Source organism: Nocardia carnea NBRC 14403 (genome assembly GCF_000308515.1).
Lineage (GTDB): Bacteria > Actinomycetota > Actinomycetes > Mycobacteriales > Mycobacteriaceae > Nocardia > Nocardia carnea.
This window is the reverse complement of record NZ_BAFV01000027.1, coordinates 77930-100948: the sequence shown is the minus strand read 5'-3', so window position 1 is coordinate 100948 and position 23019 is coordinate 77930. Positions and strand designations below refer to the sequence as shown.

Genomic DNA, 23019 nt, shown 5'->3' with positions numbered 1-23019 from the left:
AATGTCCCCTTGATCGTCGATGGGTGGCTTCATCGAGGGTGTCGACGAGAAGGGCCGGTAACCACACCTGCGTTGTCCTACCCCTGCGAGGGTGTGGCTGCGCTCCGGCAGCGCACGGATACTGGAGCGATGGACGGACCCGGCCCTCTCGGTGAGTATCTGCAGGCGCGACGCGCGCGCATTCGCCCCCAGGACGTCGGCCTGAGAGATTTCGGTGCGCGCCGACGGGTACAGGGGTTGCGCCGTGACGAGGTGGCGCAGCTGGCAGGCGTCAGCGTGTCCTACTACACGCGGCTCGAGCAGGGCGTCTCTCGCGGCGCGTCGCCCGAGGTGCTCGCAGCGATTGCCGGTGCACTCCAGCTCGATGCGCACGAACGTGAGCACGTGGAACGGTTGGCCGGTGCAGCCCGGCGAGTGCCGCGGGTGCGGCGGCCGCGACCGGTGAGGGTCAGCGACGAGACGCGGGACCTGATGCGTGCCCTCGATGGCGTTCCCGCGCTGGTCTTGGGCCGGCGCACCGACGTCCTGGCCTGGAACCACCTGGGGCACGCGCTGCTGGCCGGGCATGTGGATCCGGCCGCCGTGGACGATGTCGCGAACCGGCCGAACATGAGCCGAATGATCTTCCTGGACGGGCACAGCCGCGAGCTCTATCAGGATTGGTGGCGTAAGGCCCGGGCGGTGGTGGGCAATCTGCGGATCGCCGTCGGGCGCCACCCCGACGATCGTGATCTGGCCGCTCTCATCGGTGAGCTCACGATGAAGAGCCCCGAGTTCGTCTCGATGTGGTCCGACCACCGGATCGCCCCGTGTGATGCGGCGTCCTACGATCTGCACCATCCACTGGTCGGTGCCCTCACTGTTACGCAGCAGACGCTGGCGATAGCCCGTTCGCCGGAACAGAGCCTGATCGTGGTCACCACCGTCGAAGGCTCCGCCTCGGAGCAGGCTCTGACGCTGCTGCGAAGCCTGGGCGGGTCCGTACGCGAAGTACACCAGAAGTCCAGTGCTCGAGGGTCATTCGACGATATCGCTCGGCACCATGGTGGAGACCAGCACGTTGAGTACATGGACGGTCGCGCTGGTCTGCAGATCGACAGCCACGCCGCCGGTCAGCACACGTGATGCTGCACCGTTACCGCGCGGCTGGTGTGATCCCCGTGAGGCACGTCCTCGATCTCCGCATCGACCGTGTCGCCCTCCCGCAGAGTCAGCACGTCGGGTTGCGCGACGCTGGACAGGTGAAACCAGGCCGGTAGCCGACCGAACGCTAGCGGTCCGTGGCGTCCACCGGGTCCGGGAGGGGGAGTGTCGACGCCGGACCCGCAGCGCTGCCGTCCCCCAGTGCCGCGCACGCCGCATCCAGGGCCGCGGTGCGCAGTTCGTCCACCGGGACGTCAGCCAGAAGGATCAGGCAATCACCGAGACCACCCAGTGCGACGATGGCGCGTGCCCGGTCTGCGATATCGGCGTCCGAGCCGACCAGCAGCGTCGTGAGGCGGCGGCGCCAGTCGACCACGTTCTGCAGGAAACCCAGTTCACCGAGGGGCGCGATATCCCGGAGCAGCAAGGCGGTTACCGCGCGGTGTTTATACGAGACATCGAAATAGCGGGTGAGCAATTCGCGTGCGTTCACCGGCCCGCCGTCGGACCGGGCAGCCTCGTCCTCGGCGATCACGGCGTCGACCTCGTCCACCAGTGGCTGCACCAGGCTACGCAGGAGGTCCTCGCGCGAGGCGAAATGGTAGTACAGCGCGGGCTTGGTGATACCCAGGCGCTCGGCGATCTGGCGGAGGCTGGTCTCCCGGATCCCGTGGGCGGCGAACAGTTCCAGCGCGGCGGCCTGGATACGGTCACGCGTCTCGGTGGATCGGGCTCTGGGCATCAGCCAACCCTAGCGCGTTGACCGCCCGGTAAGTAAACTCGTTTACCGACCGTTAAGTAAACGAACGAGGAGCCGTGGTGGATATCCTTATTTCCGGCGCCAGCGTCGCCGGACCCGTTCTCGCGTACTGGCTGCGGCACTACGGGTTCACGCCGGTGGTGGTGGAACGCACCCCGCGGCCCAGGCTCGGGCTGGGCGGGCACGCGGTGGACCTGTTCGCTCCCGCGAGCGAGGTGATGGACCGGATGGGCCTGCTCCCCCGGCTCCGCGCGGTATCCGTCGAAACCTCCGCGCTGCGCTACGAACGCCCCGGCGGTTCCCCCATCGAGGTCGACCTGCGCGATATCTCGGAGGCATTCGCCGACGAACGTCACCTGGAGATCATGCGCGGCGAGTTGGCGGCGATCCTGCAAGAGGCCACCGCCGACCGGGTCGACTACCGGTTCGGCGATTCGATCGCCACTCTCACCGAGGACGACGCCGGTATCGACGTCACCTTCGAGAGCGGCCGTACCGGCCGATTCGATCTCGTCATCGGCGCCGACGGCTTGCATTCCACGGTGCGCCGGCTGGTATTCGGGCCGGAAGACGAGGTGAGTCACCACCTTGGGGCGTATCTCGCGGTGGGGACCCTGCCGAACTATCGCGAACTATCGACCCACACCGTCCTCTACAACGCGGTGGACCGGATCGCCGCCATGTACCCCGTGGCGCAGACGGGGCAGGCCCGCGCCGTATTCCTGTTCCGCCGCGCCACCGAACCGGTCTACGACCACCGCGATATCGCTGCCCAGCGCCGGCTGTTGCGCGCGGAGTACCGGGCCGAGGGCTGGGAGATTCCCCGGCTGCTCGACGAGATGGATCGGGCGGACGATTTCTACCTCGACGCGATCAGCCAGATCCGGCTGGACTCGTGGTCGCGGGGGCGGGTATCGCTGGTGGGGGACGCGGGATACGCACCGGGCCCCGCGGTGGGCGGCGGCACCACCCTTGCGGTCGTCGGCGCCTACCTCTTGGCGCGCGCTCTCGCCGAAACCGGCGGTGCTCACGAGCGAGCATTCGCCCTCTACGAACGACAACTGGGCGACTACGTGCGAAGGTGCCGAGAGGTGGCCCCCGGAGTGCTGCGGCGTGGAATCCCTCGCTCCCGCACCCACCTACGGTTCAACGCCGCCGCCACGCGTCTGCTGACCGAGCTGCCGGCCACGCTGCGCAAGCGGCTCCTTGCCGGTGGCGCGAGCAGCACTCTTTCGTCATTCGCCCTGCCGGATGAATCGACGCCACTGGATATCGAAGCACCGGGACGCGCCCGGTAGACGCCGGATTCCGGACCTTCGCCACGGGGCAGGCAATATGCAGTGTCGGTGCCGCGACCACCTCGGTGGTAACAGCACGGCCGACCGGTGCCGATGTTCGGTCCGCACCGTGACGAACAACGCCGTGACGTGGTGCGCGGGCCGTCGCCGGGCTTACCGCTTCTCGACGACCCGCTCCCCCTCGCCCGGCTTCCAGATCGTGATCTTCAGGGTGTCGTCGCCGACCTCGACCGAGGACGCGGAGGTAAGGTCGGCGACGAAGAAATGGTCGAAGGCTTGGCCGCGTAGGTCCATTCCGCTGTCCTCGTACAGGAACTGGGCGAAACGCGCGTGTAGCGCGGTATCCGGATCGTCGACCACGACACCGAAGAGTTTCGCGTCGCCGTCGGAGACCATCGTGTCAACCGTGGCGGTATGCAGGCAGAAACGTGGATCACGCAGGAGATCCCGGAATTTGGTGGTGCCGGGCATACCGGCGATGACCAGTTTCTCCTCGAAGATCATCGGTTCCACCGGGCTGATACGGGGATACCCGTCCGATCGCAGGGTCGCGAGCATGCACAGGTTGCCGGTCGCGGTGTGACGGCGCCGGAAGACCGTGCTGATATGGGGCGCCTCGGCGATGAACTCGCTCCATGTCGTCATACCTGCCACGGTACGACGCTCCGATCACACTGCGGTCGAGGCAGCCGGATCGTTCACTCGCACAGGTGGCCTTCGACGGAGCGAAGGCCGCCGCGACCAATCCGAGAAGGGGGACGGCAGCGGCAGCCCACATGGCCGGTTCGAACCCCTCGATGAAATCGACGGGAGAAGCGTAGCTGCCGTATCGGGAGAATGCGGCCGCCAGGATCGCGATACCGAAAACGCCGCCCAACTCGCGAAACGCGGTGTTGGTACCCGCGGCGACACCCGTATCGCCGACGGGGACGGCGGCAGTGGCGGCGCTCGCCGTCGTCGCGAAGATCATCCCGATTCCGGCGCCCGCCACAATGAGCGGTACCACGAGAACGGAGTAGGCAACGCCGGGCTCGACGACGGCGGCGAGCCAGCCCAACCCGGCCGCTTGCAGGATCAGGCCACCGACCATGAACGGTCGGGTACCGATCCGTTCGGAGACTGCACCGGCAATCGGTGCCACGATCATCGGCATTCCGGTCCACACCAGGATCCGCAACCCCGCTTCGAGTAGCGAGTGGCCCAGGCGGAGATGCGGGTCGCGTTGCCCGCCCTGGTGCGCCGCTTTCCCACACTGCGCCTGGCAGTGCCGGTCGCCGATATACCGCTGCGACACGGCCTCGACATCTACGGCGCACACGCACTGCCGGTCACCTGGTGAGGGAACGCCGAGGAAAATCATCGTCGACCGCGGCCGCTGCATCGGTTCCGGCCACGTGCGCCTTGACCGCACCACAGCTCTTCGACCAAGACGAGGAGCGCATTTCGGTCGTGCTGGAATCCGAACCGACCGGCCACCGTGTCGGCGACGCGCGCGCCGCCGAACGGGTATGCCCGGCAGGCGCTGTCCGGATCAGCGAGACCGGCCGGCCGCGATGAAATATTCGGCCGCCGGCGCCGGTTTCTCGTCCGGATTCCGGCCGATCCTCATCCGGAGTTGCGCAGGGCGGTAGCCAGACCGTTCATGGTGAGCAGGATGCCGCGTTTGACCAGTTCGGAATCGTCGCCGCCACGCAACCGGCGCAGCAGTTCGACCTGCATCTGGTTCAACGGCTCCAGGTACGGGAACCGGTTGTGGATGGATTCCGACAGTGACGGGTTGTCGGCCAAGAGGTGCTCGTTACCGGTGATCGCGGCATGCATGGCGACCGTCCGGGCATGTTCGCGTTCGATCATCCCGAAGATCCGCCCACGCAGTTCGCTGTCCTCGACGAGTTCGGCGTAGCGGGCCGCGATCGCGAGATCGCTCTTGGCCATCACCTGGGCGAGGTTCGACAGCACAGTGCGGAAGAACGGCCACCGCCGGTACAGGTCCGACAGGCGGGTGAGCCGCTGCGGATCGCCGTCCACCCACTCCTCGAGCGCGGTCCCGGTCCCGTACCAGCCGGGCAGCATCACCCGGGCCTGGCTCCAGGACATCACCCACGGGATGGCGCGGAGGTCGCCGACGGATTTCGTGGGTTTGCGGGAGGCGGGACGGCTGCCGATATTGAGATCGCCCACTTCGGCGACCGGTGTCGATTGCCGGAAATAGTCGACGAAACCGGGGGTGTCGTGCACGAGGCGGGCGTAGGCGGCGCGGGCGCGGGCGGCGAGATCGTCCATGAGGGCGTACGCGGATTCGGCGTCGGAACCCAGACCTTCGACGTCGAGAAGTGTCGATTCGAGTGTGCCCGCGATGAGCGATTCCAGGTTGCGATACGCCGAACCGGGTTCGGCGTATTTCGCGGCGATGACCTCGCCCTGTTCGGTGAGTCGCAACGCTCCGCGCACCGCTCCGGCGGGCTGGGCCAGGATCGCGTCGTAGCTACGCCCGCCGCCGCGACCCACGGTGCCCCCGCGACCGTGGAAGAGCCGCAACCGGATTCCCTGCTGCTCGGCCAGCTCCACCAGGTCCAGTTCGGCGCGGTACAGCGCCCAGTTGGCGGCCAGATATCCGCCGTCCTTGTTCGAATCGGAATACCCGAGCATCACCTCCTGCCGCATACCGCGCGCGACCACCAGGTCCCGGTACTCCGGAACCTGCAAGGCCGCACCGAGGGTGGCGGCCCCGGCCGCGAGATCCTCGATGGTCTCGAACAGCGGCACGATCCCGGCCGGGCAGAACGGATCGCCGCCGGCCTCGCCGGGATCGAGCAGGCCCCCTTCCTTCAGCAACAGCGCCGCCTCCAGCAGATCGCTGACCGAGGTACACATGGAAATGATGTAGTTCGGGACCGCTTCCGGCCCGAGCGCGGTCACCACTTCGGCCGCGGCCCGGATGATGCCCAGTTCCTTGGTGGCCAGCTCGCTCAACCGTGCATGCGGGCCCAGCAGCGGACGGCGGGTGCGCAGTTCGCGGGTGAGCAGATCCACCCGATCGGCCTCGGCCAGGCCGGCGTAGTCCGGGTGCACCCCGGCCCACGCCAGCAGTTCGGCCACGACCTGTTCGTGGGTTTCGGAGTTCTGCCGCATATCCAGGCCCTGCAGATGGAACCCGAAGGTTTCCACGGTATGCCGCAGGGCCCCCAGCTGGTCGTCGGCGAGCAAACCGTCACCACTCGCGCGCAGGGAGGTGTCGACGGTGGCCAGGTCGTCCAGCAGTTCCTGCGGTGACGAGTAGGGGCGGATACCGGATACCACCGCGCCGCGGCCGGTGAAGTCCCGCAGTGGGCTGTCGCTCGCGGCGACCGAATCCGGCAGGGTCGCCGCGGCGTCGGTATCGCCCGCTCCCACAGCACGCAGCGCGTCCCGTGCGGTTACCGTGAGCCGCGCCCGGATACCGTAGAGCGCGCGGCGATACGGTTCGTCGGCGTGGATATCCGGATCCGGGTATCCCGCATCCGACAGCGCCTGCAGCGCGGGGGTCACCGGAACCAGCCGCGCCGACAGCGCGAGAGTTTTCTCCAGCTCCGCCAGATCCCGCAGATACCGCCCGAAAGCGACGCCCGCGGCATGCGCCGCGGCGGTCCGCACCACCTCGGCGGTCACATACGGGTTGCCGTCCCGGTCGCCGCCGATCCAGGACCCGGTACGCAGGATCGGTTTCGCCAGTATCCGCTGCTCGGGCCAGCGCGCCCACAGCGCCGCCCGGACATCGGCGTTGATCGCCGGGATCACATCGAGCAGCGTCAGCTCGTAATACCGAAGCCCGACCGCGATTTCGTCCTGGATCCGCAACCGGGACAAGCGGATCAGCGCCGTCCGCCACAGGGTGAGCACCTGGCGGCGGATCTCCCGGTCCAGTGCGGGCTGTTCGACCGCCGCGGCACGCAACCGCTGCCGCATGAGATCGGTGATCCGGGTCTGGGTGTCGAAGACGGTGCGCCGGCGGGTCTCGGTGGGATGGGCGGTGATCACCGGCGATACCAGGGCATCGGTGAGCAACTCGGCCACTCGCTCCCCGGGAACGCCCGCCGCGTCCAGCTTCCGGTAGGTGGCGGCCAGTGAGGAATCCTGCGGCGGCTCCCCCGCCGCCTCGTGCACCGCGCGGCGGCGGTCACGCTGGATATCCTCGGCCAGATTCGCCAGCAGCACGAAATAGCTGAATGCCCGGATCAACGGGAGCGCCACCGCGATATCCACGCCGGCCAGCATTTCGGCGACCGCGCTGCGCCGCACCTCCTCCCGGCGCACCCGGAATGCCTCCACCCGGACCTTCTCGACCAGGTCGAATACCTCCGGCCCCTCGTGATCGCGAATGGTGTCCCCGAGTACGCCACCGAGGAACCGGATGTCCTCGCGGAGCGGCCGGGTCGCGTCGTTTCCACTACCGGTCTGCGCGTCTCCCATGATCGGACAGTATGGTCGCCCGGCCCGCCCTGGTCTGTGACGACGCACACGGCCGCGCCGAAACCGTAGTCGACCGGGCCGACGCGCCCCGGGTCAGCGGAGCGGCTGGGAGAAGCGCAGGAAATTTCCCCAGGGATCGGCGAACCCGCAGTCGCGCACACCGTAAGGCTGATCGGCCGGTTCCTGGGTCACCCGGACACCGGCGTCCCGCAGCCTCGCGAAGGTCGCGCCGGTCGACTCCGTGGTGAAGATGAGCGTCCCGTGCGCGCCGGCACCGAGCCGCCGTCGCGCCTCGTCCTGCTGCACCGGGTCCGGCACCATCTCCCCAGGATGAACTCGATAGCGGGCTGCCGGGCCGGTCCGACGGTCACCCAGCGGATCGGCCCCAGCGAGACATCGGCCCGCGTCTCGAGACCGATCACAGCGCGATAGAACTCGAGGGCGGCCTGCTGATCGCCGACCATCAGGCCGGCGTGTGCTTGTGGTCACTACCTCGGACGCCTCCCACGTCCGGAATTCATCGCTCGCCGGACACTCGGGCGGATGGAGCCGGCACCCGCCCGGGGCCCGGCAACCACATCGCGGTCGCGACGATGCCCCAGGCGAAGAAGAGTTCGGCGGCGTTGGTCAGCAGCATCGGCAGCATGGCCGCGGAGACCACCGCCATCGTGGCGGTCGCCACCGTCCACAGCCGGTATCCGCGCACCCGCCACACCGCAACGGCCGCAACCAGCACCACCACAACGGTAATCACCGGCGGCAGCAGCCCGGACAAGGACGAATGTTCGGTCGTATAGCGGATCGTTCCTGCCCATTCCGTCGGGCGCAGGGTCAGCCGCGTCAGTTCGCCGAACACCCCCAGCGCGATCACCGCCAACGTCGCGGCACCGACGACCACCCGTACCCACATCAGGCGCATCCACCCCACACCCGCCAGACCGGCCGCCGCGCACGCCCACGGCATCAACAGCGGAGTGAGTACCAGATGCGCCACGAACCGGAAGACCGACAAGGTCTCCAGAGTGCCGCCCACCCCGATCCAGCGGCCCGCGGCCACGATCGCGTTGTCGTACACCAGGGCCGCGCACACCACGGCGGGCACGATGAGCATCCGGTCACCGGTGCGGCGATACCGCATACCGCACCAGCCGACCAGCGCCAGTTGCCCGGCGGCGAGTACCGCGAAAAGTATCGAAGCCGGCACGGCGACCCTTTCCGGTCCGCTCGACCGCCGACCGCGGCCCACCTTACTTCGGGGCCGCGGTCGCCACGCCGGGCCCAGCGGCCGATATCGGCGGCTGCAGTAGGCCGCTCCCTGTACACCTCTGTCACGTTCTCGGACCGGCACCGCCGACCGGCCCGCTCTCGCGGGTGTGCCGGTGGTAGAGGCCACCGCGCTTCGGGCTGCCCGGCACCGGTTGTCGCGACGGCGTGCAGGGGCTGGACCGGACGACGATCCCTGCGCTCCGGTTCCGCGCTTACCCGGGTTGCCGGGGCCGGTGCCGCCGGTCGCGTTGTCCATAGGGGCTCGCCGGTCCGGCCGTGGCCGAGCCGGCGGGCCCCTGCTCGGCGTCGCTTCCCATGCCCACGGGCATCACACGCTCCCGTGCGGCCCACGAAATCGGTGGCCGATCCGTCGTTACGCTGTCACGACCGCCTCGGACGGGCGTCCGCCGAGGACGGAGCGGCAACACATGGCCACCAGTAGCGCGGTCGCGACCAATACACCGCTGCTCACGACCGGCCCGAGCGACCCCAACTGCGTTCCGAGTGCAAGTGCGGCCACAACGGGTCCCACGGCTGCCCCGATATTGAGCGCGGCGGTCGCATAGGACCCGGCCATGGCCGGCGCCCCCGCAGCCTCGTACAGAACGCGGGTGATCAGGGTGCTGCCGAGCGCGAAAGACAACGCGCCCTGGACGAAGACGAGAACCAGCAACACCGGGGGCCGGTCCGCGCACACTGCGGTCGCGAACCATCCGGCGCACAGCAGTGGTCCCGCGAGCGCGACCACAACGCCCGGCCGAGTATCGGAGAACCGGCCGGCGACGGTCACCCCGGCGAAGGACCCGATACCGAAGAGCACCAGCGCCGCCGGCACCCACAGGTCGCCCAGTCCGGCCCGGCCCGTCAGCAGCGGAGCGAGGAAGGTGAAGGCGCCGAAGGTGGCGGCATTCACCAGGGCACCGAGCAGCATGACGACCATCAGCCGGGGCCGGGCCAATACCGCGAGCTCGGCGAACAACCCCGGTCCGCGATCCGGCACATCCCGCATCCGTGCCGGGATACCGGTGAGCACGCCTATCGCGGCGGGCACGCAGAGCAGCGCGACCGCCCAGAAGGTGACGCGCCAGCCGAATACCGCGCCCAGCAGCGCGCCGCCGGGCACACCCGCGATGGTGGCCATGGTGGTTCCCGAGAGCAGTACCGCCAGTGCGCGGCCTCGCCGATCCGCCGGAACCAGTCCGGTGGCGGCGGTCAGGGCGACAGCGAGAAAACCGGCATTGGCGAGGGCAGCGACCACGCGGGTAGCGACCAGCACCGTGAACTCGGCGGTGACCGCACCGGCGATATGCGCCGCCAGGAATACGGCAAGGAAGACCAGCAGGCTCGACCGCACCGGCCGATTCCGGGCAAGCACCGCCATGACCGGTGCGCCGACAGCCATTCCGACCGCAAACGCCGAGGTCAGCAAACCGGTACGGGCCAGCTCGACGTCGAGATCGGCGGCGATATCCGGGACGAGCCCGGCAAGCATGAATTCCGAGGTACCCATGGCGAAAACCGCCATGGCAAGCAGATAGAGAGCAAAGGGCATCGAAAACTCCGAGGTGGGAGAGACAAGAGTTCACGTCTCGCCACCCCGGTCAGCTACCCGGAGGCCGACTGTGGGGCGGTGCCGCCGTGAGGACGGCACCGCTGCGGAACGAAGGATCAGGGGCTGACGGGGGTGACCGGCAGCCCTGCCCTGGATGCTTCGGGACTCGACATGCCCGGCAGGTTACCTGCAATCCTGCTCACGGCGCACCGCCTTTTCCGCCGCCGGTTACCGGTCAGGCGGTGGTGTCCGGCCGGACCCGCACGGTCACCCGGCCCTTCTCGTCGCGCCGGGCCGTGGCATGCCCGCGCAGCTGCCCGTCCCGGAAATGCAGCAGGATCGGGCTGCCCTCGCCGAGAAAGTTCCGCCACCACGTTTTCTTGTCGGGCAGGGCGACGCGGATGACGTATTCGTCACCTTCCTTCACGAAGTTGACCGGAGTACGGAAAACCCGGCCCGACCGCCGGCCCACGTATTCGACCTCGGCGAACACCTTGCCCAGCAGCGGTCCCAGAACCGGGGCGCCCAGCAGGGCCACTATTCCGCGGTTGAATCCCCGAACGGCCCGGCCCATCGGTGTCGTTGCCACGAAATCCTCCTGGTAGGTAGCGATATTTCCGACCCTAGCGGCTACCCGGGGTCCGCGCCGGTCGCGGACGATTCGCCGGACTGCCGGTTGCGCGCCGAGCCGGCCAGGCGCCGAGTACCCGTCGACCGTGGGCCGGACTGTCCGCCCACCTCGTGGCCGGTTTGCGCGCCGTCTGCTGGACTGCCACTATCACCTGCCGTGTGGTGCCGGGTCTCGGAAGGACACCACGATCGACCCGCCGGTCGGGAACCCCGCCCGGCGGTGTAAAGCAGCGTTTCGATACGGAGTTGGGTGGATGTTCAAGGGTTTCAAAGAGTTTCTGATGCGCGGCAACGTCATCGACCTCGCCGTGGCGGTGGTGATGGGTACCGCGTTCACCGCCATCGTCACCTCGGTGACCAAAGGTGTGCTGGAGCCCCTGCTCGCTGTTCTGGGCGGCAGCAGCCAGCTCGGTTTCGGCGTCACCCTGGTCGCCGGTAAACCCGCGACGTTCATCGCCCTCGGCCCGATCATCAGCGCCGCCATCAATTTCATCATGGTCGCGGCGGTGCTGTACTTCGCATTGATCCTCCCGATGAAAACCGTGCAGAAGCGGTATCTGGCCCGAAAGGGCGCCGATACGGACAAGCCGGTCCCGACCGATACCGAGCTGTTGATCGAGATCCGCGATCTGCTGGCCGAGCGCGCCGCCGTGACGCAGGTCAACTCCGCGAGCAACGGGGCCGAGAAGGATTCGGTGCGGGCGCACTCGCCGTCTGCGTGACATCTGCGGCCGAACACCAGCCCGTATCGCACCGGTCACCGATGAGGGCCGTGGCGTGTGCCGGCAGCCCCGCTCCCCGCTGAGCTCGCGGGGCACCCGGCCGGCTACCCGTTTCCGCGTGCCCGCCCGGCGCCGGCCGACTCGACGAGGAGCCGGTGTAGCACCCGGGCAGGCGGTGAGGCGCGGCCCGCGTCGAGCACCACCTCGGTGAACGCCTCGGCCAAAGCCGCCGCCGGTTCGAATCGGCCATCGCGAAAGCCGCCGGAGAGCTCGGCACGCCACTGCACGAATCCGGTGACGGTACGCCCCAGTGTGCTCGTGGCCTGCGGGCTCGCCAGCGGCAAGTAGGCGGCGAGCAGAGCGCGCCGGCTTGCGGGACGAGCACGGAAACCTCCGGCAGCGTCGAGTGCGCGGCCCAATTCCCGCACAATCGACGAGTAGACCGGCCGTTGCGCACATCCGGGAGCGAGCAACCCCGCGTCCTCATCGGCCCGTACGGCGTGTTGCAGCTGGTCCGGTTCCACGGCGACCGCGGTCGCCAGTGTGATTCGGACGCCGAACCGTTCCTGGCCGGTGTCCGGATCCGGCCGGGCAGCGGAATCGGATTCGTCGGCGATCGGTTCCCTGTCGAGGCGGGTCACACAACCCCCATCGATCTCGTCGATACCGATGGCGCGCAGGGCGATCGCCGGATGCCGCGGCAGGACATCGTGCACTGCCGCCGCCAGTTCCAGCAGCACGCCGCGACCGAGAGCCGGGGTATCGAAACCGAACGCCCGTACCCCGTATTGTTCGGCGAGTTCCCGGGTCAGGCGCGCGGCGAGTGTCTCGTTCACCGCGTCGACGGGCCGTTCCGGTTCTTCGGGCTTGTCGTTGGGCCGCCGCGGAGGTTGTGCCGGCATCCGAGGCGGCGGGGCCTCGGCGGACCCCGTTCCGGGCGCGGTGACGCGGGGGGCTCCCGCCCCCGCTGCCGGACGCGACCACGGAGTGGCCGGGGAACCCGCGGATGCGGCGGCCCTGTCCGCGTGTCCGGGCATATCCCGGGCTGCAGGCGAGGGAGCCGGGTTGGAGGAAGCGGATACCGGCCCGCCCGGCGAACCAGGCGCCGGGAGTGCCGCCGGTAGCCCGGCGGAGGTGAGCGGATGATCAGTGGCCGATCGACCGTGCTCCGGTGAATCCGCTGCTGAATCCGCTTCCGGTTGCCGCGATTGCTGCGACGGACGTTGCTGTCCGTCCTGCGGTGCCGCTCCTGCTCCGGAGGGTGTGACGCCCGGCGTTGCGGTGGTCGCGGCAGCGGGGTCCGAGACCTCCCCGGCCGGGCCCACAGGGACCGGGCCGTTTCGTGCCGGATACACCGGCGCACCACCGGAGTCGGCCGGCGGCAGCAGACCGGAATCGTGCCCGGGCACCACGGGATCGGCGCCGACCGGAACCGCCGCTCGCTCGGCGAGGACCGGCTCAGCGTTTTCCACCACCCGGCGGCCGAGCTGGTCTTGTTGCTCGAAGTTCGCGGCGACCTGTCGCAGATCCGGGCCGGTCTGCCGGATAACCTCGGTGAGGCCGTCGAGTTCCGAAAGCGTCTGTTTCTCTTCCGGTTCAAAGCTCTCGGCGAACGCGCGGCCGGTATCGTCGGCGCCCCACGGAGCGATATCGGATGTCACGATATCCCGCAGCTGCTGTACGAGCGCCTCTACTTCGGCCCCCAGCTGTTCGAACGCGGGCGCGGTCGAGCGCAAACGGTCGGTATCCGCTCGAAATTGCTCGCTCATCTCGTGGCTCACTCCTGGCCGGCGCACGAATCCGGCTCCCACGGTGCCATATTCCCCGTGATGGGAGGCCGATCGATGAGGGAGAGCAGGAAAACGACCTCCGACTGTGGGAATATCGGGAACCGGACCGGTTCGACGCGAGGGACTCGACCGGCAGGACAGAAAGTTCCGGGAGGCGTGCCGGGATGGAAGCCAGCGCTCTCCTGGCCGAGGTGCCGGCTGCCGTCCGCGATCTCGTCATCGGCCACTGGCCCGAAACCGATGTCGAGTGCATGCGCGCCCGCGGCGACTGCTACATCCGCACCGGAAACGGCCTGAACACGGCGGCCGACGGCTACGAGTCCCGGGCGAAGGAAGCCGAGGAGTCGGTCTCCGGCGCCACCCGGACGGATCTGGCCCAGCGCAATCGCACGGTCGTGGCAGCCATGCGCAGTCAGGCCACGGTATGCGCGGATATGGGTGGGCAGTGCCATGAGGTCGCCGATGTCACCGAGCAGACCCAGCATCTGCTCGTGGTCACGGGGATAGTCCTGGGCGTACAACTTGCCTACGACGCGATGCTCTTCTTCTACGGTGGCGGGTTCAAAGCCATGGCCGACCGCCTGGCCGCCGAACAGGCCATGCGTCTGGCGGTCGGCCGGCTGACCACACATGTCGCCACCCAGGCCGCGGCCGGGGCCGCGCGGCGGGCCGCGCTACACACGGCGGTCCACGCCGCGGCGATCGGTGGCCTGACCGGTGCGGCGATCAGCGTCGGCGCGCAGTTGTGGGATATCCAGAGCGGAGCGCGCGACGGATTCGATCTCGGTTCGTTCGGGGAAATGGTCGCGGGTGGTGTGGTCGGCGGTGTGGTCGGCGCGGAGGCCGGGCGCCGGATCGCTCCGCGGGTACTCGGAATGTTCGGACGCCGGGCAACGTCCGATATCGGCCGTTTCGGCGCGCATCTCGGCGGGACCGTGCTCATCGGTGGTGTCGGCGGGGTGGCCGGTGGTGTCGCCGGAGCCATACCGTCACTCATCATCCACCACAAGGACATCCACAGTCTCGGCGATATGTTCGACATGGTGCGTGAGTCGGCCGTCGTCGGATTCGGCGGCGGATTCGTGGGGGCGGCCGGGAATGCGCTACGAGTCCATCGAGCCGGGGTCGCCGGCGCCCGGGGCGGCCTGGACCTGCCTCCGATTGCGCGCCGGCAACTGGAATTCGGCAGGCGCGTGGAGGGATTACTCGCCGGCGAACCGCCCCGGACCGAACCGATGGCCCGGCACAGCACACAAGGGAACTCGGCCAGAACCGTCGAGTTGCTGACCTTTCCGGACGGCAGCCAGGTGGTGCACAAGGTTGTGTCCGACCCGCGGCACGCACAGGCCGAATTCCTGACCTCCTTGATGGGCGACGCAGTCGGCGCGCGGGTGCCGGCGGTGCACCTCGACGGCCGCCATGTCTACATGGAGGTGGTTCCGGGGAAGAACGCGCAGGAAGCCTATCCGAAGGATTGGTCAGCGGAGACACGCTTCCACGGCACTCCTTCCGGGACACGTCTCGGTGTTCTGGATGCGCTGGTCGGCGTGCCCGACCGTGGCGCCGAGAACTGGATGATCACACCGGACGCAGAGGTCTGGGCTATCGGCAACAGTCTCGCCTTCACACCGGAGGTGCATATCGGCGCGTTCGCGAAACAGTTCCTCGAATACGGCTCGGCGGATGGCACCCACCAGTGGAAAGAGCACACCGTCACCCGTGCCGAACTCGGCGAGATCCGGCAGCGTGTCGAGGAACTGAGCCCGGCGTTCTCCGCCTTGGGCCGAAGTGACTGGCACGATTCGGCACTGACCCGGCTGGACCAGATGGCTCACCACGCTCCCCCCGGGCCGAGCCGCGGCCCCGATATCGTTGTACCGCAGTCCCATATCGCCGGTGAAGCGCAGCCCGCGCGGCCGCCGGCGACCGCAACCCGTCCGGGCGTGGAGGGACGTACCGGCGACACCGGCTCGGCCGCACGGCCGACGCAAGACGGCCCGCCGGGCTCACCACAACGCCGAGTCACGGCCCACAATGGCGAGACCGAACGGCCGCCGGCGCTTCCTGGGCAACAGGAATCGGCCGGTCAACCGAAGACCGTGGATGCCGGTGCCGCACCGAAAGATCTACCGCCCGACGCCGGACCGCTCTCGCGCGAGGAAGCCGACGGGCCACCGACCCGGCCACTTCCTCGTATCGACCCTCCCGACGATCCGCGACACGACCCCGCACCGGCTCCGCCGGCCGCCGGGCAGACCGGATTCTTCCGGCACCCCGAGAGCGGACATGTGGACGTCGTGTTCACCCCGCCAGGAGGCGCGGAGATCCCGTTGCGACTCACCCCGGGCAACGAATACGTCCTGGGCAGTAACAAGGGCGCCTTGCTGCACGGTGTCGCGAACGACTACGTATCGCGTCAGCACGCCACGATCCGGGTCGACGAAGCGGGCCATGTCTTCCTACGCGACGACAATTCGATGAACGGCACCTTCATCGACGGTAAGCAGATGGTCGGCGGTGAATGGGTCCGCGTCTACGACGGCCAGCAACTCATGCTCAGCCGCGGGTTCGAACTGGGCCTCGATTTCAGGCGGCAGGTCGCGGAGGTCCGGTTGTTCGGAAACGACGCACCACCACTGCGCGTACACCGGGACAGCAGTGTCGGCTTCGGCCGCGATCTCTTGAATGCCAACAGTGTCAACAGACTCACCATGTCCCGTGACCATGCCCGGATCGGGATGGACGAGCACGGCCGGGTCTGGCTGCAGGACGACGGGTCCACCAACGGAACTTGGGTGAACGAGGTCCGGCTCGCAGACGGTGAACAGCGAATACTCCGTCCCGGCGATACTGTGCGTTTCGGATTGGCCGGCGGGGACGCGCAATTCCTTCCCGCAGACGCGGTCCGGGTCGCGGCTCCGGTGCAGCTGCGCCTCGGAGGTCCCGATGCGACGCCGATCCACCTCGAACCCGGCAGGCCGATCGTGCTGGGCACCACCCCCGAGTCGCCACTCGCAGCACAACTGCGCCAGGCCGAGGGCATCGGGAACAAACACGCCACGCTCGGACTGGATCACGACGGCCGCCTGTGGATTCGCGATCATCCCGGCTCCAATGGAGTGTGGGTCAACGGTGACCGGATAGATGCCGGACAACGCGTCACAATCAACGAGGGGGACCGGATCGGGCTCGGACCCGAATTCGTGAGTACCGCGCGCCTGGGCGGACCGGACACCGACCATCCACCGGCGGCATTTCATTTCCCTGCGGAGCTCCGAATACCACCGATCCGGCTGCACCCCGGGCAAGAGGTTCCGTTCTCCATGCGCTACTACGACTCGGACCGCAATGTCCCTTCGGGTCATGCGCAGGTCTTCAGGACGGGCATGCGCGATGTCTACCTGGGTAGGGATGCAGACGGCCGCGTGTGGGTCCGGGATCCACAACCGGATCTCCCACCACCGGTGGAGGTCAACGGCAGGGCGCTCGACCCCGGGGAGAAGCGTTATCTCCAGCCGTCCGACACGGTGAAGATCGGCGGGCATCCGGCCCGGATGCAGATCGGCGACGAGCCGCCACTGTCGGTGCGCCTGTCCGACGACGAGCAGGCGCCGCCGTTGACGCTGCGCCGCGGCGAGGAAATACCGATCGGCCGGGACCCTGGCTCTCCGATGGCCCGCCAACTCGCCGGAAACGATTCCGTTTCTCCGCGTCATGCCACACTCTTCCGTGACGAGTACGGCGCCCTCAAACTCCGCGACGAGCATTCCGAACGCGGGACCTGGGTCAACGGCACCCGGATCGATCCCGATGCCCCAGCGGTGACACTGCGGCCTGGTGACACCGTCCGGTTCGGCGATTGGCCGGGCAGCGCGCGATTCACCGACAGCGGCAATCCCGTCCTGCCGAAAACGCTACCGGTGAAGCTCAACAGCACCCACGGGGATCTTTCGTTCGATCTGCCCCGAGGGGGCGATCCGCTGATCCTCGGCCGCAACAATTCCGAACTGCCCACCGATCTGCCCCGTCGCGAACTCCTGTCCAGACAGCACGCCAGTCTGGGCGCGCATCCTTCGGGACGTGTCTGGATCCGGGACGACGGGTCGTCGAACGGCACCCGGGTCAACGGTGAAATCATTCCGCACGGCGTTAAAGTTTCCCTGAATCCGGGCGATCAGGTGAACCTGGGCAACGCCTACGAATTCACCGCGTCGTTCCTCCCCGCAGAGGGCGGGCCTTTTGTCGATATCACCGATGCAACGCCGCAGACCCGCAAGATGGTCGAAGAACTCTCCCGCATCCCTTTCCGGATCTATCAGCGGGTGAGTGAACATATGAACGCGATCCCCGGCGGGGGGATAGTGATCGGTAACCGGCAGATGCTGGACCTCCCCGGAACGAGCAGCCTCCAGGGCTCGACACCCTACGGGCGCAAACCGGGTACCAGCTGGAATACGGTCCGGGGCGTCTACCTGCCGGGGCCACGCCGGATCGTCATCAACTCCGGTGGCCGCGGCGGTAGCGAGAACGTGGTCTGGCACGAGTTCGGGCATGCCACCGACGCCGCGTACGGGACGGGTGGGCGCTGGTTGAGCGATGCACCACAGTGGCGCGAGATCCACGACGCGATGAAGCGTGATCTGGGCCCGAAACGCGATTGGAACAGTTACTACGACCACCCCAGGGAGGCGTTCGCCGAGGCTTTTACGGCCTGGACCTTCGGAGGCACCTCTATGCTGAAGAAATTCACCCTCGGTGATCAGGTGATGGCCGATCGATTGAAGGCGTATTTTGACCGCGTATTCCGATGACACCACCCCGCCCGCGCTCGCTGAAGACGGCGAGACGATACTCATGCCGCTTCGCGGCCGGACCGCAGACGGCGTCCACTACCACGGTGTCGAGGAGCTCCACCCCGGCGATCCCGGTTACGACGAACTGTTCCCGATCGCCCGGGACAACCCGGTGGAACAACTCGGCGAACCGGAACGCCCGGTCGATCCCGACACCATGGCCGCGATCCTGCGCGATTCCGGTCTCGACCGGTTCGACGACAAAGGCTAGGCCGCCAGGATAGCCAAGACCTCGTCCGAGTAATAGAACGGCTCCAAACGTTCCCGCAGAAGCTGTTCCAGCACCCCGTCGCGTTTCGCGGCCTCCACAACGGCCGGGCCGTAGCGCAGGATCTCGGTGATGATGTCCTGGCCCGTCAATCCCAGCTCTTCGAGTACGGCGGCCAAGGTGTGGTCCCGGTACTTCTCGTGGAACACCTGCACGCATTCGTCGACGAGCAGGCCGAAATATTCCTTCTCGCGGGTGGTCACGGCGATCCGGTAGCACAACCCGACCAGCTCGTTCAGGTCCTGTTTGGTGAGGTATTCGCGCAGGCCGCTGATCGGTTCGTCGGCGTGCAGATCCCAGAACTCCATGGTGGCGTCGTGTACGGGCGCATCGCGCAGCATTTCGCGGATCGCGTTGTTGGTGCGTTTGAGTGCGTACAGGGCGCCTTTACCGGCGATATCACCCAGGATGGTGTTGCTCTCGGCGGCCTTACGGGCACGGTCGGCGGCGGATTGGCCGAGCGACATCAAGGTGCCCATCCCGGGGATCTTCTCGGCGCGCTGCCGGTTGGCCTCCACGAAATCGCCGACCAGTTTGTCCACGAATTTGGAGGCGACGGTGGCCACGAGTGGGCTGTCGGTGAGGCGTTCCAGAACCCGCTCCTGGGTCTGGTGCATATCGACGATCTTCTGCAGCAGCGCTTCGACCGGTTCGCGTTCGACGAGTTCACCCAGGGTGTGGTCTTCGTTGGTGGCGATACTGTCGTAGATCGCGTCGGCGAACACCCCCACGGTATCGGCGAGCACGGCACTACCGCCGACCTTGTCCACGACCGTGGCGACCGTGGTTTCGAGCTGCTCGACCCCGACCACCTCACCGGCGGGCACGGTGGCCGCCACATCCAGGACGGCCGCCACATCGCGGGCGACGACCTCGGCGAACCGGTCGCCGCTCACCTCGGCGAGCAGCCACCGCACCTGCGCGTCGAGGAGCCGGTCGGCGAGCGCGCGAGCGGTCGGGTCGGCGGTTTCGGTCATCGGATCATCCCTTTTCGACGGTGGTACCGGCCCGCCACGGGCCGGAACCGGCCGCGGGGGCGCTGTAGCCAGACGACCCTATACCGGGTCCGGCACCGCGGGTGCGCTTGTCTGAGACGGATCCCGGCGCCTGCGGGGCACGGCCCCGACCTCCCCGGAGGCATACCGCTTCCCCTGCGCTGACCTGCGAAAACCGCTGGGCTTACCGGACCGGCGATAGCTCGCCGCCGCCCAGGTGGGCAGAATCACAAGCCGCGCACACTACCGGCGGTCGCCCTCGTGCAGGGAGGTCCTGATCTGTTCGAGGCGTTCCCGCGCCGCCTGCTCCCGGGCTTCCCACTGTTCTTCGACACCGCGCCCGGCCGCGGACTGCCGATCGAGCTCCCGGTGGCCGAACGCCGTTCCGATCCGCCGCTGGAACTTATCGCGGACAGAATCGAAGGTCGGCATACCACCGCCGGTGTAATCGGCCGCGGCACCGCCACTTCCGGCCAAGGTGCCGATACCGCCGGGCTGGGTTACCACCCCCACCTCGCCACCGGTGGGAATCCCCGCCGGCGGGCTCCCGGCGATCCCGGCCGGTGCAGCGCGGCCGGTTTCCGACAGCAACCGGGTCGCGACCTCGTACAGGGAAGCCAGTTCCTCCCGGCCCGCCGTGGCGACGACCAGCACGGCCAGCAACTGTTCGTCGGGCAGGGCCGCCAACCGCGCGGCGAGCGCGCCCGGATCGCCTGCGTTCGGTTCACTCATACGACCAGCCTACGACTTCCGGCCCGCCCTTTCGGACGGACCGCAAGCCCGATGCTCAAGAACGGATCGCGGCACCCACCGCGTCCGTGGCGGCGGCCACCGCGGCGTCACGGGCGGCACTGGCCTCGTCCTCGGTGAGAGTGCGGTCGGCGGCGCGGAACCGCAGCGCATAGGTGAATGATTTACGGCCTTCACCGGCCTGCGCGCCCTCGTAGACATCGAACAGCGCGATATCTTCGAGCAGCTCTCCGCCGCCGGACCGCAACGCCGTCTCGACCGCCGCCGCCGGAACCTCCGCCGGCACACTCACCGACACGTCCTGCAGCACAGCCGGGAACGGGGAAATGGCGGGCGCCGGCCGGGATTCGGTCAGTGGCAGCGCATCCAGGTCGAGTTCCACGGCGCAGGTACGCGGCGGCAGGCCCGACCGTTCCAGCACACCGGGATGCAGTTCACCCGCATACCCGACGACCGTCTCGCCGACCACGAGTTCGGCACAGCGACCGGGATGCCACGGCAGGTACTTCCCGGGACGCCGCTCGATCCGCACACCGGCCGCCTCGGCGATCACATCGGCAAGGGCGAAAGCGTCGGCGGCCTCGGCAGCCCGGCCCGGCCCCCACGGGCCGCGGGGTTCCCGGCGGCCGGTCAGGACCAGCGCGACATGCTGCGGCTGCGCGGGCAGTGAATCCAGCAGTTCGGTGATCTCCGTATCGGACGGACGACGGTCGACCGGCAGCGGATCCACCGGTTTGGTCCCCGGCCCCGGCAATACCACCTGGGCGATCCCGTAGAGCGAGAGATCGCGGGCGCCACGCGAGATATTGCGGGCGGCGATCTCGAGCAGCCCCGGCAACAGGGTCGTGGCCAGTTCGGCGCGTTCGACATCGAGCGGGTTCAGTACCCGGGTGGTCGTGCGGCGCGGATCGTCGGCCTCCAGACCCCAGGTGTCGAAAACACCCGCGGGCAGGAATACCGGCGGCTGCACCTCGACGCAGCCGGCGAAGGCCAGCGCACGACTCACCGCGCGGCGGCGGCGCTGCACCGCGGTCAGGCCACGGCCGGCCGGCGCCTGCGGCAGCACCAGCGGGATCTGTTCGAGACCTTCCAGCCGCAAGACCTCCTCCACCAGATCGGCGGGCTGCTCCAGATCGGGCCGCCAGGACGGCGGGGTCACCACCAGCTGGCCGTGACCGCTGCTCTCGTCCACGGCGACCTCCACATGGCAGCCGATCTGGGTGAGCCGGCGCGCGGAGGTCCCCGGGGGGTAGTGGACACCGGCCACCCGGTCGGGCAGATCGATATCGATCCGGATCGGAGCCACCGGGTCGAGCTGGGTGCGGATATCGGTGAGCGTGGATTCGACCGTGCCCCCGGCGATTTCGGCGAGCAGGCTCGCGGCGCGGTCCAGCGCGGCCAGATTGAGTTCCGGATCCACCACCCGCTCGTAGCGTTTACTCGCCTCCGACACCAGTTTGTGCCGGCGCGCGGTGCGGTAGATGAGCAGCGGATCCCAGGTGGCGGCCTCCAGCACCACATCGGTGGTTTCGGCGTTCACCTCGGTGGACGCCCCGCCCATCACACCGGCCAGCGATACCACTCCGGTGCTGTCGGCGATCACCACATCCTCGGCGTCGAGTTCACGTTCGGCGTCATCGAGGGTGCGCAGGGTTTCGCCGGTCCGGGCCCGCCGGACCACCAGGCCACCGCTGAGTTTCGCGGCATCGAACGCGTGCAGCGGCTGCCCCAGTTCGAGCATTACGTAATTGGTCACGTCGACCGCGGGCGAGATCGGCCGCACACCGGACAGCAGCAGCCGCCGCTGCAACCACCACGGACTCACCGCCTGCGGGTCGATCCCGGTCACCCGGCGGACGCCGAAGCGGGTGCAACGCGATTCCGATTCCACCCGCACCGGCCACGCCTCCGGCCCCTCCGGCAGCGTGCGCACGGCCGGGTCGGCGTATTCCAGATCGAATCCGCACGCCAGTTCCCGGGCCAGGCCGCGCACCGAGAAGCAGTAGCCGCGATCGGGGGTGATGTTCAGTTCGATGACGGTATCGCCGAGGCCGAGCAGTTCGTTGGCGTCGGTACCGGGCTCGGCGGTACCGGGTTCCAGGACGAGGATCCCGGAGTGGTCCTTACCGATACCGAGTTCGGCGACAGAGCAGATCATGCCGTTGGAGGTGTGCCCGTAGGTCTTACGCGAGGAGATGGCGAACCCACCGGGTAGCACACCGCCCGGCAACACCACGACCACCAGATCGCCGACCGCGAAGTTGGTCGCTCCGCAGACGATCTCCTGGAGCTCGGGCGCTCCGATATCGACCTTGCAGAAACGGATGGGCTTTTTGAACTCGGTGAGTTCGGTGATCTCGGCCACCCGGCCGACCACCAGCGGATGCTCGATCTCACCGCCCACCCGTTCGAGCCGGTCGACCTCTTCGACCTCGAGCCCGACCCGGACGAATCCGGCGTCGAGTTCCTCCGGCGTGACCTCCCAGTCGGGGACGGTGCGGCGGATCGTTTCGGTCAGCCAGGACTGCGCTACTCGCACTGTG

General features: G+C 68.3%; 17 protein-coding genes and 1 pseudogene. 6 read left to right on the top strand and 12 right to left on the bottom strand.

Annotation, left to right across the window (positions count from 1 at the left end):
• Positions 1-129: 129 nt before the first annotated feature.
• A complete protein-coding gene (locus ON22_RS10250; protein WP_081595466.1) occupies positions 130-1125 on the top strand; it encodes a helix-turn-helix domain-containing protein in 996 nt (331 codons plus the stop codon).
• Between the two features lie 145 nt (positions 1126-1270).
• Here ON22_RS10250 and ON22_RS10245 read toward each other — a convergent pair whose 3' ends face one another.
• A complete protein-coding gene (locus ON22_RS10245; protein ID WP_081595465.1) occupies positions 1271-1885 on the bottom strand; it encodes a TetR/AcrR family transcriptional regulator in 615 nt (204 codons plus the stop codon).
• Between the two features lie 77 nt (positions 1886-1962).
• Here ON22_RS10245 and ON22_RS10240 point away from each other — a divergent pair, with 77 nt between their 5' ends.
• The gene (locus ON22_RS10240) at positions 1963-3201 is read left to right on the top strand and encodes an FAD-dependent monooxygenase (RefSeq protein ID WP_051157404.1); all 1239 of its coding nucleotides are present in this window, start codon (positions 1963-1965) and stop codon (positions 3199-3201) included.
• A gap of 153 nt (positions 3202-3354) precedes the next feature.
• Here the strand turns inward: ON22_RS10240 and ON22_RS10235 are convergent, their stop codons facing one another.
• Together ON22_RS10235 and ON22_RS38500 are read right to left on the bottom strand one after the other, a co-directional pair.
• Positions 3355-3846, bottom strand: a complete 492-nt coding sequence (locus tag ON22_RS10235) for a pyridoxamine 5'-phosphate oxidase family protein (protein WP_033245227.1) — start codon at positions 3844-3846, stop codon at positions 3355-3357.
• 142 nt (positions 3847-3988) lie between these two features.
• Positions 3989-4348: pseudogene (locus ON22_RS38500) on the bottom strand (MFS transporter); the annotation flags it as partial.
• Positions 4349-4396: 48 nt separating this feature from the next.
• Here ON22_RS38500 and ON22_RS37525 point away from each other — a divergent pair.
• Complete coding sequence (locus ON22_RS37525; protein WP_218000689.1) at positions 4397-4540, top strand: hypothetical protein; 144 nt, start codon at positions 4397-4399, stop codon at positions 4538-4540.
• Positions 4541-4806: 266 nt separating this feature from the next.
• Here the strand turns inward: ON22_RS37525 and ppc are convergent, their stop codons facing one another.
• From ppc to ON22_RS10205, 5 genes are all read right to left on the bottom strand, one after another.
• On the bottom strand, positions 4807-7650 hold the full coding sequence (ppc, locus tag ON22_RS10225; RefSeq protein ID WP_033245226.1) for a phosphoenolpyruvate carboxylase: 2844 nt from the start codon (positions 7648-7650) through the stop codon (positions 4807-4809).
• 93 nt (positions 7651-7743) lie between these two features.
• On the bottom strand, positions 7744-7971 hold the full coding sequence (locus tag ON22_RS37520; protein WP_197039685.1) for a VOC family protein: 228 nt from the start codon (positions 7969-7971) through the stop codon (positions 7744-7746).
• Positions 7972-8167: 196 nt separating this feature from the next.
• The gene (locus tag ON22_RS10215; protein ID WP_051157396.1) at positions 8168-8854 is read right to left on the bottom strand and encodes a hypothetical protein; all 687 of its coding nucleotides are present in this window, start codon (positions 8852-8854) and stop codon (positions 8168-8170) included.
• Positions 8855-9289: 435 nt separating this feature from the next.
• Positions 9290-10468, bottom strand: a complete 1179-nt coding sequence (locus ON22_RS10210; protein ID WP_033245225.1) for a Cmx/CmrA family chloramphenicol efflux MFS transporter — start codon at positions 10466-10468, stop codon at positions 9290-9292.
• Positions 10469-10703: 235 nt separating this feature from the next.
• Positions 10704-11057: a PNPOx family protein gene (locus ON22_RS10205; RefSeq protein WP_231508651.1), complete on the bottom strand. Its 354-nt coding sequence runs from the start codon at positions 11055-11057 to the stop codon at positions 10704-10706.
• A gap of 295 nt (positions 11058-11352) precedes the next feature.
• On the opposite strand from ON22_RS10205, the gene mscL reads away from it, so the two are divergent.
• A complete protein-coding gene (mscL, locus tag ON22_RS10200; protein WP_033245223.1) occupies positions 11353-11820 on the top strand; it encodes a large conductance mechanosensitive channel protein MscL in 468 nt (155 codons plus the stop codon).
• A 104-nt stretch (positions 11821-11924) separates the two neighbouring features.
• Here the strand turns inward: mscL and ON22_RS10195 are convergent, their stop codons facing one another.
• Positions 11925-13589 (bottom strand): WXG100 family type VII secretion target, encoded by a 1665-nt coding sequence (locus ON22_RS10195; protein ID WP_033245222.1) that lies wholly within the window; start codon positions 13587-13589, stop codon positions 11925-11927.
• 185 nt (positions 13590-13774) lie between these two features.
• On the opposite strand from ON22_RS10195, the gene ON22_RS10190 reads away from it, so the two are divergent.
• Together ON22_RS10190 and ON22_RS10185 are read left to right on the top strand one after the other, a co-directional pair.
• The gene (locus ON22_RS10190; RefSeq protein WP_033245221.1) at positions 13775-18421 is read left to right on the top strand and encodes an FHA domain-containing protein; all 4647 of its coding nucleotides are present in this window, start codon (positions 13775-13777) and stop codon (positions 18419-18421) included.
• Positions 18402-18674: a hypothetical protein gene (locus ON22_RS10185; RefSeq protein ID WP_033245220.1), complete on the top strand. Its 273-nt coding sequence runs from the start codon at positions 18402-18404 to the stop codon at positions 18672-18674. Before ON22_RS10190 ends, ON22_RS10185 begins: the two co-directional genes overlap by 20 nt.
• Here the strand turns inward: ON22_RS10185 and ON22_RS10180 are convergent.
• The 3 genes from ON22_RS10180 to pheT form a co-directional block, all read right to left on the bottom strand.
• Positions 18671-19708 carry a hypothetical protein gene (locus ON22_RS10180; RefSeq protein ID WP_033245219.1) on the bottom strand — a complete coding sequence of 346 codons (1038 nt, stop codon included), beginning with the start codon at positions 19706-19708 and terminating at the stop codon, positions 18671-18673. The genes ON22_RS10185 and ON22_RS10180 overlap by 4 nt on opposite strands.
• Before the next feature lie 261 nt (positions 19709-19969).
• On the bottom strand, positions 19970-20458 hold the full coding sequence (locus ON22_RS10175; RefSeq protein ID WP_051157395.1) for a hypothetical protein: 489 nt from the start codon (positions 20456-20458) through the stop codon (positions 19970-19972).
• Positions 20459-20513: 55 nt separating this feature from the next.
• A complete protein-coding gene (gene pheT, locus ON22_RS10170; protein WP_033245218.1) occupies positions 20514-23015 on the bottom strand; it encodes a phenylalanine--tRNA ligase subunit beta in 2502 nt (833 codons plus the stop codon).
• Positions 23016-23019: the final 4 nt, after the last annotated feature.

What these genes read in the sequence shown, in the direction of transcription:
- ON22_RS10235 (WP_033245227.1), bottom strand. Translation starts at nt 3,846, where the DNA reads ATGACGACATGGAGCGAGTTCATCGCCGAGGCGCCCCATATCAGCACG.
- ON22_RS10190 (WP_033245221.1), top strand. Translation starts at nt 13,775, where the DNA reads ATGGAAGCCAGCGCTCTCCTGGCCGAGGTGCCGGCTGCCGTCCGCGAT.
- ON22_RS10175 (WP_051157395.1), bottom strand. Translation starts at nt 20,458, where the DNA reads ATGAGTGAACCGAACGCAGGCGATCCGGGCGCGCTCGCCGCGCGGTTG.
- ppc (WP_033245226.1), bottom strand. Translation starts at nt 7,650, where the DNA reads ATGGGAGACGCGCAGACCGGTAGTGGAAACGACGCGACCCGGCCGCTC.
- ON22_RS10195 (WP_033245222.1), bottom strand. Translation starts at nt 13,589, where the DNA reads ATGAGCGAGCAATTTCGAGCGGATACCGACCGTTTGCGCTCGACCGCG.
- ON22_RS10250 (WP_081595466.1), top strand. Translation starts at nt 130, where the DNA reads ATGGACGGACCCGGCCCTCTCGGTGAGTATCTGCAGGCGCGACGCGCG.
- ON22_RS10210 (WP_033245225.1), bottom strand. Translation starts at nt 10,468, where the DNA reads ATGCCCTTTGCTCTCTATCTGCTTGCCATGGCGGTTTTCGCCATGGGT.
- mscL (WP_033245223.1), top strand. Translation starts at nt 11,353, where the DNA reads ATGTTCAAGGGTTTCAAAGAGTTTCTGATGCGCGGCAACGTCATCGAC.
- ON22_RS10180 (WP_033245219.1), bottom strand. Translation starts at nt 19,708, where the DNA reads ATGACCGAAACCGCCGACCCGACCGCTCGCGCGCTCGCCGACCGGCTC.
- ON22_RS37520 (WP_197039685.1), bottom strand. Translation starts at nt 7,971, where the DNA reads ATGGTGCCGGACCCGGTGCAGCAGGACGAGGCGCGACGGCGGCTCGGT.
- ON22_RS10245 (WP_081595465.1), bottom strand. Translation starts at nt 1,885, where the DNA reads ATGCCCAGAGCCCGATCCACCGAGACGCGTGACCGTATCCAGGCCGCC.